Origin of the sequence: Paenibacillus sp. VT-400, from assembly GCF_001029205.1 — a bacterium.
Classification (GTDB): Bacteria; Bacillota; Bacilli; order Paenibacillales; family Paenibacillaceae; genus Paenibacillus; species Paenibacillus amylolyticus.
The window spans coordinates 157,031-168,673 of sequence record NZ_LELF01000067.1 but is presented as its reverse complement, the minus strand read 5'-3'; the positions used below and the strand labels follow the sequence as shown (position 1 = coordinate 168,673).

The following is an 11,643-nucleotide window of genomic DNA, read 5'->3' as shown; positions in this document are numbered from 1 at the left end:
CTGTTACTGCGAAGTTTCCATTCCATTAGCCAGCCTGCTTCCTAATCCTCACTATCGAGAGATGAGTAGATGACGTGACCTTCGTCGTTCAGTCCTTTTATGTCCCATATCATCTCGTGAATCGGCTGCTGGATTACCGCATACCACAACCTGCCGCTGGATTGATCGGAAGATGATTTCACGATTTCCGCTTCCAACCGCGAAGATGCCAGATTTGGTTCGTAACGAATATGTACCTGGGTAATGTCAGCATCATGGAGATACCCGTATATAATATAGATCATTTTGCCTTTAGACTCCTCGTATCCTGATATATGAGAAGAAAGCGGCTCGACCGCATTATCTTGCAGACCACCGCCTATTCTGGCCAGTTCGGGGAACCACATCTTTTGCTGGATCAAAGCAGGAGTCAGGTTATTCGTAGTGAGATCTTGATATAAAACCAATTGTGTTCGCGGTTCAATAGTTGTAATTAGCTTCACCTGTTCGGAATCAATACCATTTTGGCTGAGCACTGAATCGATGTCCTGAGGACCACAAGAGCGGATCAAAAACAGAGCGACCAATACAAAGAACAACACGTACGCTACGCGTTTACGGTTGCTTGTCTTGGGCATAGATTAACCTCTCCTTAAAATTGAATCTCTATAAACAATTAATTATCGTAGAAATGGTATGGCAGATAGTGCTGCCCCGAAGTAATTTACCAGCATCCATGCAGCGATCCATAACAATGGCAACTGCATGATCCAGTAAGGAAAGATGTATCTTTTCTCATGGTAAGAAACCCATCCCGAAACCAAGGCCGCAATAACACAGAGTGGGTATGACATCAGTATATTGCCCTCCAAACGACTTGCCACCTGATACTCAGAAGGAGTGGGTGCAGCGAGCGACATTCCCATGGCAAATGCGATCAACGGCCAGATCAGTAATGTCAGACCATATATTAAGGTGAAAATCATGATATATAAAAAACTTCTTTCTTTACTTCTTGTTATATCTTTGCTCAACAATTGAACTCTCTCCCATGCGTTCATTTTATTTTAAAAAAACGGCCAACGGCCGCCTATTCTCTACTAACTTTCACTTCTTATAATAATGCATCACCCGCAACCGAGTAGTCAGGATTAAGGTCTGAGGAATGAGCACAAAGACAATATACATAAGTACAATTAACCATAGATGTGCCGCAAAATGTTCTGCACCGAACGATGGTTTCGGACGTTCAATCCAATACCACCAACACGGGATGGCAATAATCCATGTCAATCCTGTCGAGAGGAACAAGTCTTTCACATCGCTCCACAGAAAGCAGAACACCGCGACGAACAAAATAGGACCTGTCCAAGAATCCAATATCGGTCCCCAGCTCTGGAAGACAAAGATAATGGCAGGATATAGAAGATTGATGGTCCAGCGCCATATGTTATTAGTATACAGATTCATTATTTTCCACCTCGCTACGTACCGTTGCAATTTCACGTGAAAATACAGGCTACAAAAATTTGCGAAGATATGTACTCTCGATTTTAAAAGGTTATTCAACTACATACTGGGAATGAAATGAAAAGAAGAAGCATGATTTTGGATATTATTGCTCATACTACCTTCAGGAAATTATCGAAGGAGTGACAGCATGAGGTTAAAAAGTATCATCGCCGTTGGAGCCGTGTTAACCTGCTCATCTCTGTTATGGGGCTGTGGCAATGGCACTGCGAATAATGCATCACAGCAAAAGAATAACACCGTTCGATCGGAGAGTTGGAGCGATCCCAAACGACTGGAAGCTTCCCATCTTGAGGCGCTTGAACGTATGGAGAAAGACCATATTCACCGAATGGTCTCGCTTAGCGCAAGTACAGATGGAGACAAAGTGATGACCACACTTGAACGGTCGAGCCAAAAGTTGGAGGAAATGCGACCGCTCGCCGAAATGCTCCAACATGAAGGACATCCGGCATTATTACAACGAATCCAGGACATGTCCGGCGATATCCAAGGTTCCAAATCCGTCATTGCTGAGATGAAAAATCTGCCTCAGGACGGTAAAATTAAGATCCAGTCCGAGAATTCTGATTCTTTGCATCACATCAGCAGCTTCCGCGATTACCACCAGTATATCCAGGGACAAGTGCAATCTTTAGACGGTAAGTCTACACAAATGTCCCACTAACCCTAAAGATAGTTCAGAGAATCGTTACAGTCGGAATACGAAAATCCGATGGTTAACGGTTCTTTTTATTAACTTCATATTGTTATCCCTCTACTACAGCTTCATTCCACCCACAACGATACCCAGATGAACATGCTAAATAACAAAACTGGTGCCAGTGCGCCTGTGGCTAATATGATCCAAAGTGTCGCGGGCTTGATCCTTTGGCAGTATGCATCAACCTTGCGCATCCGATCTTTGCGCCACTTGGCGAACCTGAGCTGTTTGATCATCCGACTCAGAACTATTTGCCGCTGCTCGCCCTCTTCGAATTCATCGATCGCACGCCGCAACTCCTCGTATAATTGAGCCTCTTCCTGCCCAGCCACTGTAGGTGTAATCATCTGATCCTTCCTCCCATGAGAACATTATTGAGATACAGCCTCTCACCTAATCGAACCATCATTAATACGCCTGTATTCTAGTCACTACCAACCTAACTAACCACTACTTAAATAACACATTACAGACCTTCAAGGTTTGAAGTTTTTTAAAAAAATGGACAACCCCAAAAGCCCGGGCATAGCCCGGACTTCGTTGAATTATGCTAGAACTATTTATTTAAGTGATTTTTAGCTCGCGTTAGCAATCAATGTATTCAGGCATACTGCACCCTGTGCGCGCACATTAACGACAATAATCGGCGTTTCCAGCATGTCGTGCATCCAGGACATATACTCTTCTACTTTTTCGTTCGGAAGGATCGTCAGAATAACCCCTGCGAATCCACCACCATGAATACGACAAGCGCCATCACCCAGGTTTTGCAGATAATTCTCGGTCAGTGCCAGCGCGATGCCAATCTCCTGTTCCTTCACAGCACCACTCTGATATACATTCTGCAGCCACTTCCATGATGAGTTACCGGACGCCGTAATCAGTTTCAAGAAATCAGCAAAACGTCCATCACGCAACGCCTGAACCTGACCATCGACACGATTGTTTTCCTCCAGGAAATGAAGCGCACGCAGCACGGCACGATCCCCAGCAGCTTCACGAACCTTCTTGAGGTTGGCGTAGATTGCGTCAGCTGTAATTTCCCGAACATACTCACTACCCAGCGCCTGAGCAACCGCTCTCATCTCATATGGCACAGCAGCGTAATCTTCCGTCAGATCGGCGTGGTTACCACCTGTATTCACAATGACCAATGAGTAACCGTTCTGTTGGAAATCCCATTGAACAGGCTCGATAACCGGCTGTGCAGGATTCTCAAAATCAATGGCAATCAGTCCGCCGTACGCACAAGCCATCTGATCCAGCAGACCGGAAGGTTTGTTCCAATAGTGATTCTCCGCATACTGACCTATTTTGGCCAAGGTCACAACATCCAGTGCTCCATCATTATAGAAGTGATTCAAAATCGTACAGATCAGCATCTCAAATGACGCCGATGAACTGAGTCCTGATGCCGAGAATACGTTACTGGAGATGTACGCTTGGAAGCCGCCAACCTGGTGTCCAAACTCTCCGAATCCCGCAGCCATACCGCGAATCAATGCTATTGTGCCATCGTCTTCCGTATTTGGCGTGAGATCCGTGAGATCGATTACATATTTCTTGTCATAACCTTCTGAATAAAAGGTAATAACCGATTCTGCCGTTGGCGCAGCCACCGCAAGTGTATCCAGCGTAATGCTGCCCGCCAGCACTTTACCATGGTTATGATCCGTATGATTGCCGCCAATCTCGCTGCGTCCTGCTGCGCTGAACAACTTGCTTCCCTCTTGCGGGCCGAAGTACTCTTCAAACGTTGCGTTCAGCTTTGTGTAACGTGCAGTCTGTTCCTCTACTTGTGATTGTCCATACATTTGGGCAAGCAACGCTTGGCCCTCCGTGGATTGGATCAGATTCAATGGTTGTGTCGTCATTAATAATCCTCCTATGGATATGCAGCTTTTATTTTTAGACTGTTGGTGAACATGGTTGTTGTGTCTGTTTCATGCCTTATTCCTCTCCCATTATCTCAGCTTCGTAGCGGAAAAGGTAGGGTAGAATTGAAAGTTTGTAAGCGTTTTGTGAAGTTATTTAATGTAAAAATAGCATTGAAAACTATTTTAGAATAACTTAAATTTGGTTTAAGTGAAAACACATTATTTTCCAACCTCAAAGTTGCTATGCTTAACATCTTATTGGTGGAGGGAACGATGAAAATCAAGTCGAATTATACCAAGTTATTTGGCGCATTTTCGCTTACATTTTTGGGTGATGGACTTACACTTGCTGCGGTTCCTTGGCTCATATCAACACTAACGAGCGATACGTTGTATGCCTCCGTCACCATGACGGCACTTCGTTTACCCTGGCTACTATTCAGTCTGCCAGTAGGTGTCCTCATCGACCGTTACTCACGCAAACATATGCTGATTGGGGCAGGCTTTACGCGAATGATCCTTCTGCTTGTCCTAACGTTATGTATCTGGGGTGGATGGGTGAGCATTCCGATTCTGGCTCTGTTCATGTTTGGGATTGGCCTGAGCCGAGTTGTATTCGACAGTACAGTGCAGACGGTCATCCCTCAACTGGTAGATGAAAGTAAATTGGAAAAAGCCAACGGGCAGTTTACCGCAGGACAGTTAATCACGAGTGATATTCTGGGCGTTGCTCTGGGAGGGTTCATCATAACCCTGCATATCGTTTTTCCTTTTGCCATAGACGCTGTAACAGCTGTTATAGCTCTGCTTTTTTTAATTAGTTTAAAGGGAAACTTCTACCCGGGGGATACGGAAACAACCAAGAAGGAAGTTCGCCCGATGAAGAATTGGAAACGCGAGATGTGGTCCGGTATTCAATATGTCTATCGTGATCGTTTTCTCCGCGGACTAGCCATTCTGTCTGTCACCATTACGCTGATGTATTCGATCATTCTGGCTACTCAGATCTTTTTTGTACGCGATGTGCTTCAGTTGGATGCTTTTGCATTCGGTATTCTCATCTCCATTGCAACAATCGGCAGCATTGTAGGGAGCCAGGCTGTGGCTTATATGCGTAAGAGATGGAGTACAAAACAATTGATTATCTCCTCCATTTTGTGCATGGGAATCATCTACGGTGTGGTGGGGTTAACCACGAATGCTTATATGGTAGGTGGACTGTACTTCTGTGCTGCATTTTTCATTATTTTCTACAATGTTACCCGTTCCTCCATCCTGCAACGTTCCGTTCCTAATGAGATGCTCGGCCGGGTCGGAAGTGTGTTTCGCTTTTTGTCCTTTGGAATTAGTGCCATCGGTACGCTTCTCGGCGGATTATTGGTGCGGGTTAGTGAAACGACTTTCGATCGCGTATTCTCGCTTCAACTCCCTTATCTCTTGTTAAGCCTGATCTATATCCTGTCTGCTCTGATATTCGCAATGAAGATGCAGAATCATTCAGAGAGCCAGCAGCGTGACATCAACGCTTGACTGTTACGTTAGGTCATACTTGATAATGATCTCAAGCTTACATGAAGGAGAGATTAAGGATGAAAATTACCGCTTTACGCTCAGATCAAATCTATGAGGAGATCATCCAGGCTGGACCCGATGAGAAATTAGAGTTATACCGCGAGCGAATGATGGGTCCTTTTATGAACAAATGGAACATTCAACAGATCCCGTTTCGTTCTCATGAGCCTCACGGCTTCGATGTGATTATGATGAATAACTTTATGAATATCGCTCCCGCAGATATCACACCTGAGATTAACGAATCGTTAGCAGCGATCTCGTCTGAAGCATTTTGGCAACAGTGTCATGAAGCTGTTTGTACAAGTCTATCCACCTTTATAGAGCACGGAATTGAGCTATCGGTCTCCGAATATCTATATACGATTTTACTAGGCGATAAGAATAGCCCTTCACTCACCATGAACGAAGGTATCAGCGGAGATGGTGGAATCCCCGGTTATATTATTGCGAACCTGATCCCGAGTAGATATACTCTACCTCGTATCCAATCCGTGTTAGCCCATGAATGCAATCATAATGTGAGATATCAATATATCCAGTGGAATCCACAGATTACGCTTGGCGAGATGGTTGTTAGCGAGGGGTTGGCCGAGAGCTTTGCCACATCCCTGTATGGAGAAGAATTGTTAGGCCCCTGGGTAGCTAAAACGGATATGGAGACTTTGAATAAAGTAATTAAACCAAAGATAAAAGACCAGTTGCATGTCACCGGTTTTGACCAAATTAATCCGTATCTATACGGCGATGAACTTGCCATCATGCAAAACTTCACGCCCGTAGGTATGCCCTATGCGGCTGGCTATTCTTGCGGTTATCACTTAATCCAATATTATCTGAACAAAACAGGTACACCGATTACCCAAGCAACCATCACTCCGGCAAGTGTCATTCTTGCTGAAACAAAGGACTTTTGGAATGAAGACACCCTATTTCACCGTTAAAGATATCATTCAGATTACAGGCATCACCAAACGCGCATTACATTATTATGATAAAACGGATCTATTGAAACCGAGCAAAGTCGAGGACAACGGCTATCGGTATTATGATCAAGAGGCACTGGGGAATCTGCAAATAATTCTGTTGTTCAAAGAAATGAATTTCTCATTAAAAGACATTGCAGCCATGATGCAACTTTCCAAAGAAGAACAAAAAGATATCCTAAGAGAGCACCGCAGTACACTCGTTCAACGCAAACAAAAGCTTGAAACCATCATCGACCAGTTGGACGAGTATGTAGATGGGACGGATATCTCTCATCTTCATCTGTTTGACGATTCCCCCATTCTGTCCATTCAAGAGCAATATGAATCCGAGGCAAAGTTCATCTACGGAAATACCGAGAAATATCAGGAATTCGAAGCTAATGTGAGCGAGCTGTCTGCGGAAGAGCAAGAACAAGCCTACCAGCAGTTCTCGGTCAATATGGAGCAGGTATTTCGGGAGTTGGCGAAACATCAGGATCTATCTCCTGCTTCTGGTGAGGTGCAGGCGCTATTGCGTGAATGGAAGAGTTGTCTGGAGCAATTTATGAGTTGTGATGCTGAGATTTTGAGATGTATTGCGGAAGCCTATACGACGGATCGTCGCTATGCGGGTTATTTCGATCAGTTTGGCGATGAGAATTTTTTGAGGTTTTTGTATCAAGCGATTATGGTTTTTATACAATCGGCATCGAACAGATAAGCTTTCGGGTGAAAAGAAGTACCCATACTTCGCCACAAACGTGTCTCAATTCGTGGATCAACCTCACAGAGCGCCCGTAGTCCTTCCGGCTGAGTGATATACAAATAATCTCCCGCGAGCATCCGCACCCCGGACTGCATGATAAAGGACGTCATAATATAGATCCCGGATGCATGCTGCATCCGGGCAATCAGTTCGTCTGCCAAGTTATCTATAATGAGTTTAACGTTAAGCTTCGTCGACATCGATCAGATACACCCGTTCCTGGAATCCACCGCGCGCCTCGGCTTTGTCTGCCCGTAGCTTATCCAGCTGCCCCGCATTCGCACCATGCACCTCCGCCAGCGCCCGAATCACTTCGAGCATGTCTGCCAATTCTTCCAGCGCTTCCTGATCGCTTGCTGCTTTTACATACTCATCCGATTCTTCTTGCAGCTTCGTTCTTAACTCTTGCTTATACTCCTCCGGGTCCAGAATGCGTGTGCGGCATTCCTTACCGCTGGATGTGATAATATGCGGAATCTTGTCCCGTACCAATTTGTTATATGTAGGCATGTGGCATAACATCCTTTCTGCTGTGAGAGCCTTCGAGCCTCGCGCCAGAATCTCCCTTTTTGCCATCATACCACTTGCTATTGGGAGGGATGGGTTGATTTTACAAAGCAATTGGATTGAAATGGGCTTTCTGCCATTATTAATGTCTATTTTTCTGCATCAAACTCTGGTTCAGAAGGGTTTTAAGCCAACAGTTTCGAGACAATAACATTCGTATCCATCATTTCTTTATCAATCTCGACCAAGCAAGTGTCATCATCCATAGCTGGTTCATAACCGATTCTAACTTTTTCAATTGCATACTTCTTCTTAATATCAAGAATATACTCTATTAACTTCTGAGCATTTAACGTTGTCTCTGAATTTTCTCCGCTGAACAACTCCTCTTCAGGAAAATTCATAACGATATCTCCAAATTCCTCATCGAATGAAAATACAATCATCACGTCGTTATAGGTATGACCTAGGTTAAGCTGAGAAAATAATATATTCCCCGTTCCCTTAGGAGAAAGAATCTCTTCAAGGCTCTCTATTTGCTGAAATTCAATATCGTTTTCACTACGGTTATCATAAAAGTGAGAACTTTTGATCCGATCCACCTGAATGTTCAAATCATTTTTAATGAATCGATCTAGATTGTTTTTGTTAAAATCAATTAAAATAATTTCTAAACTTTCCATAGCCAAACCTTCTTACATCATATAATTCTTTCATTCTATCCTAATGTTTTTAATTCGGTATTGTAGGTTGATATTGTTGTTTATGTTTCAAGTCGAACCATTGCTCAATATGATTATATAACAATGGAATGTCCTGGATGGCTTGCTCACAGATTTCTTTATATGAATCTTGAAGCACTTCTTCAAGTTCCAAATTCACCTGATATGCCTCAGTTTGTTTAGCATAGTGTACATCCGCCGGCTCAATAACGTAATTTTGGTTATTGGTTGACGGACTAACATGGATCATCCACTCAAGGTTGCCCTTAAAGTGCTGAATACAAGGCTTTAATTGCTCGTAAAGCTGATCAGAGTTGTGGAATCTAAAATAAAAACCTGCAGGATTCTCATAGATCCTATTCGGATTATACATCTCTGTTCTATTCCATTCATACGAACCTAATTTGGCCAAGGTATAAGCCATAAGTTCCGGTGCAAGCACCTCTTCTTTGTTCTTCATATAAATACTTTTTGACATCATGCCACCCACTTGAGAGTCCATTTATTCATTTGTTGAAAACTATGTTTTCCTGATTACTTTCAATGATCTTATTCTTGCTTACCTGCCAGCACATTTTTATTCTCCATCATGATTAACAATAAAAAAAATTCCTGTTACATCTGAAAAAGTAACCATCTCAAAAAGTTTCTTCTTAAAAACAAAGATGATATTCTTTAAGGTCTGCCCCATATCCACTCACCATATCTGTTATGAGGCAAAGTAATTACTCACGATCTCTGTTAATTCATCATTTCCAAGCTCGATGTTGGTCAAGTAGTATATAAAGAATTCATTGATATGTTCTTCTTGAAACAAACTCAAATATTGAAATGCAGCCAATAACATGTCGTCCTGTGAGTAACGATTTTCTTCCAGCCTCTTTTTGGCAACCTGGATCATGTCGTTCGTAAACGTGTCACACTTCGTCCTGATTAACGTATTTAAGACAAAGTAAATCTCTTCCTCTTTGTTACTCTCCAGAATATCTTTGATTTCGGTATCATCTAACTCTTCAAGATATAATCTAGCCTTAGATTGATTAAACGCCCGTAGAGCCTTGGGTTCATCATTGTAAAACTCTTCCCAAAATGTCATGTATGCAATCTCTCTTGGCAATCTGGCTGATGATTGATTAGGCTTATCTAAGATAGTCCAGTCACCATTTAACTTATCTGAAACTACATTAAATAGTGACGAATCATAAGGAACAACCCGCATAGCATCATTTTCAATCCTGTAATACGTATCTCCTGAAGGAGCAGACTCTATTTCAAATACGATATATTTTTGATCAAATGATAAATTGGTTTGTAATGCTAATGTATCTTTAAGCTGAACTCTCATCATCTCACTCCAATTATGTTAAAGTCACCATCTATATCTATGATCCAATACAAATCATCTTCGTCTGCCCTAAGCTTCTTGGGCTTGGATACTTTCAACTGAAGGGATGGGGTGATTTTGTAAAGTAGTCGATTGGATTGAGGAGATAAAAATAGCCCATGACTACTCCGTATAGGAGTTGAAATAGGCTTATGTTTTTAACATTATTCTTCAATGGATTGAATCGCATATTCTATATCCTGCTCCATATCCAGATCAGGATACTTCTTTTGCAGTTGAATGAGACAATCTATAAATGCTGGACTTTGGAATTCAGAAGATAGATCTTCAAATATCTCACTCAGCCAATATAAATTTTCTTCTCCGCATTGATTTAGAAATGATATGGCGCTCTGCTCATTCTCTTTTAGAATGTCTACCATCTCATTCCATATCGTTTGAATAGCTGGATCGTCGGGGTGTAAATCTTTTCTCTTCTTTACTAATGAGATAACTTTTTCACTGTAGTCTACCAAGTTTTACTCTCCTCACGGTTGTCTTGAGTTATCTGGAGTAATCGTTCCGATCTGTCCATCGTTCTTGATCACTCCTACTCTAACGTTATTATAGTTTCCAAACATCCATTCACCGTCACCCTTAACTCTATTCTCAGGCAGATTTGCTACATGCTCACCTGACTTTTTGATATCTTCCGATGTCCATTCCTTAGGGAACCATGCTTGGCCCTCTCCACTTCGCTTTGCTTTATTTTTGTGATTAGGTATATTACCAACTCGTACACCGTTTTCATATTCTTTAGTAATGTTAAATGCGATCTTATTTTTAAGTAAGTAATTAATATTATCTTGACCGTGACCACCATTGATCAATCTATTTTTAGAATTAAAATCTCCAAGTGAAGCATGGTGAATTCTCTCATTACTTACTGTAATTCTTCCACCGATCATACCTTTTGGGAATCCTAATCCTTCTTTCGGAACCTTATAACCCCTATTATACATTCCAGTAAAAGCCAATACGAGCTTAGCAGTCTGTAGACCTCCTATAGAAACTGCTGCTTGCCATGCTGGTATGGATTCTCCAGTTACGGGATGATGACCTTCCTTAAATGCGCTGATCTGTTCATCATATATATCCCCACCACTTGACACAGGTTGCTTCGGTCCAGCTCTCATTTCTTCATAACTGCCACCATTTTCCCAATACTTAACAAACTCTTTTTGCCCTGGCATCCCATCCTCCGCTTCACTGGCAGGCATGTTAACTCTAAACAAAGGATTGTATACCATTCGTATTTCGTTCTCTATGTTACCTGTATTGTGGTTCATCATTTTATGGGCAGCAACCTGCCCGGCAATGGCCCCCAAGCTCACCTGTTCCTGATCCGCTTGTTCGAATCTCTCGGCAATCGACATTAGATCCTGAGAGGACTTCACCATACTTTCCAGTGCTCGATCCAGTATAAAACGTGACTGCTGAAAATCATAAAAAAATCGTTCCTGCGTTGCTCCCGCCCACTGAGAATGGATGAATCCGATCCTAGCAGTCAGGTCATTACGTATACCTTCCAACTGCTGCCTGCCCTGCTCAATCTGTTTAGATACATGCAACAGTTGCTCTGGTGTTACTTTAATTGTACTCATATCATTCTCCGCCGTTAGAATTAGGATTTTA

16 protein-coding genes are annotated in these 11,643 nt (G+C 42.6%); 4 read left to right on the top strand and 12 right to left on the bottom strand.

Annotation, left to right across the window (positions count from 1 at the left end; genetic code table 11):
* Positions 1–41: 41 nt before the first annotated feature.
* The 3 genes from EL84_RS11450 to EL84_RS11440 all read right to left on the bottom strand — a co-directional run bounded on the left by EL84_RS11450 (position 42) and on the right by EL84_RS11440 (position 1,449).
* Positions 42–617 (bottom strand): hypothetical protein, encoded by a 576-nt coding sequence (locus EL84_RS11450; protein ID WP_047841795.1) that lies wholly within the window; start codon positions 615–617, stop codon positions 42–44.
* Between the two features lie 42 nt (positions 618–659).
* Complete coding sequence (locus EL84_RS11445; RefSeq protein WP_161799420.1) at positions 660–1,013, bottom strand: hypothetical protein; 354 nt, start codon at positions 1,011–1,013, stop codon at positions 660–662.
* Positions 1,014–1,086: 73 nt separating this feature from the next.
* On the bottom strand, positions 1,087–1,449 hold the full coding sequence (locus EL84_RS11440; RefSeq protein ID WP_047841793.1) for a hypothetical protein: 363 nt from the start codon (positions 1,447–1,449) through the stop codon (positions 1,087–1,089).
* A gap of 190 nt (positions 1,450–1,639) precedes the next feature.
* Here EL84_RS11440 and EL84_RS11435 point away from each other — a divergent pair, with 190 nt between their 5' ends.
* Complete coding sequence (locus EL84_RS11435) at positions 1,640–2,176, top strand: hypothetical protein (protein ID WP_047841792.1); 537 nt, start codon at positions 1,640–1,642, stop codon at positions 2,174–2,176.
* Positions 2,177–2,277: 101 nt separating this feature from the next.
* Here EL84_RS11435 and EL84_RS11430 read toward each other — a convergent pair whose 3' ends face one another.
* Both EL84_RS11430 and EL84_RS11425 read right to left on the bottom strand, forming a co-directional pair.
* Positions 2,278–2,559 carry a hypothetical protein gene (locus EL84_RS11430; protein WP_047841791.1) on the bottom strand — a complete coding sequence of 94 codons (282 nt, stop codon included), beginning with the start codon at positions 2,557–2,559 and terminating at the stop codon, positions 2,278–2,280.
* Positions 2,560–2,787: 228 nt separating this feature from the next.
* Entirely contained in the window at positions 2,788–4,086 is a 1,299-nt protein-coding gene (locus tag EL84_RS11425) for a galactokinase (RefSeq protein ID WP_047841790.1), read from the bottom strand.
* Positions 4,087–4,362: 276 nt separating this feature from the next.
* Between EL84_RS11425 and EL84_RS11420 the strand changes: the two genes are divergently transcribed.
* From EL84_RS11420 to EL84_RS11410, 3 genes are read left to right on the top strand one after another with little or no spacing between them, the layout of a single operon-like run.
* Entirely contained in the window at positions 4,363–5,619 is a 1,257-nt protein-coding gene (locus EL84_RS11420; RefSeq protein WP_047841789.1) for an MFS transporter, read from the top strand.
* A 59-nt stretch (positions 5,620–5,678) separates the two neighbouring features.
* A complete protein-coding gene (locus EL84_RS11415; RefSeq protein ID WP_047841788.1) occupies positions 5,679–6,605 on the top strand; it encodes a DUF2268 domain-containing protein in 927 nt (308 codons plus the stop codon).
* Positions 6,580–7,350 (top strand): MerR family transcriptional regulator, encoded by a 771-nt coding sequence (locus EL84_RS11410; RefSeq protein WP_047841787.1) that lies wholly within the window; start codon positions 6,580–6,582, stop codon positions 7,348–7,350. Before EL84_RS11415 ends, EL84_RS11410 begins: the two co-directional genes overlap by 26 nt.
* Here the strand turns inward: EL84_RS11410 and EL84_RS11405 are convergent.
* The 7 genes from EL84_RS11405 to EL84_RS30815 form a co-directional block, all read right to left on the bottom strand.
* Positions 7,308–7,595 (bottom strand): hypothetical protein, encoded by a 288-nt coding sequence (locus EL84_RS11405; protein WP_047841786.1) that lies wholly within the window; start codon positions 7,593–7,595, stop codon positions 7,308–7,310. The two genes, EL84_RS11410 and EL84_RS11405, sit on opposite strands and share 43 nt — an antisense overlap.
* Positions 7,579–7,905, bottom strand: a complete 327-nt coding sequence (locus EL84_RS11400) for a nucleoside triphosphate pyrophosphohydrolase (protein WP_047841785.1) — start codon at positions 7,903–7,905, stop codon at positions 7,579–7,581. Before EL84_RS11400 ends, EL84_RS11405 begins: the two co-directional genes overlap by 17 nt.
* Before the next feature lie 182 nt (positions 7,906–8,087).
* Positions 8,088–8,585, bottom strand: coding sequence for a hypothetical protein (locus EL84_RS11395; protein WP_047841784.1), 498 nt, complete (start codon positions 8,583–8,585; stop codon positions 8,088–8,090).
* Positions 8,586–8,634: 49 nt separating this feature from the next.
* Positions 8,635–9,105: a hypothetical protein gene (locus EL84_RS11390; protein WP_161799419.1), complete on the bottom strand. Its 471-nt coding sequence runs from the start codon at positions 9,103–9,105 to the stop codon at positions 8,635–8,637.
* 228 nt (positions 9,106–9,333) lie between these two features.
* Positions 9,334–9,972: a hypothetical protein gene (locus EL84_RS11385; protein ID WP_161799418.1), complete on the bottom strand. Its 639-nt coding sequence runs from the start codon at positions 9,970–9,972 to the stop codon at positions 9,334–9,336.
* Between the two features lie 200 nt (positions 9,973–10,172).
* Positions 10,173–10,484 carry a hypothetical protein gene (locus tag EL84_RS11380; protein WP_047841781.1) on the bottom strand — a complete coding sequence of 104 codons (312 nt, stop codon included), beginning with the start codon at positions 10,482–10,484 and terminating at the stop codon, positions 10,173–10,175.
* Positions 10,485–10,496: 12 nt separating this feature from the next.
* A complete protein-coding gene (locus EL84_RS30815; protein WP_053061455.1) occupies positions 10,497–11,612 on the bottom strand; it encodes a WXG100 family type VII secretion target in 1,116 nt (371 codons plus the stop codon).
* Positions 11,613–11,643 lie beyond the last annotated feature (31 nt).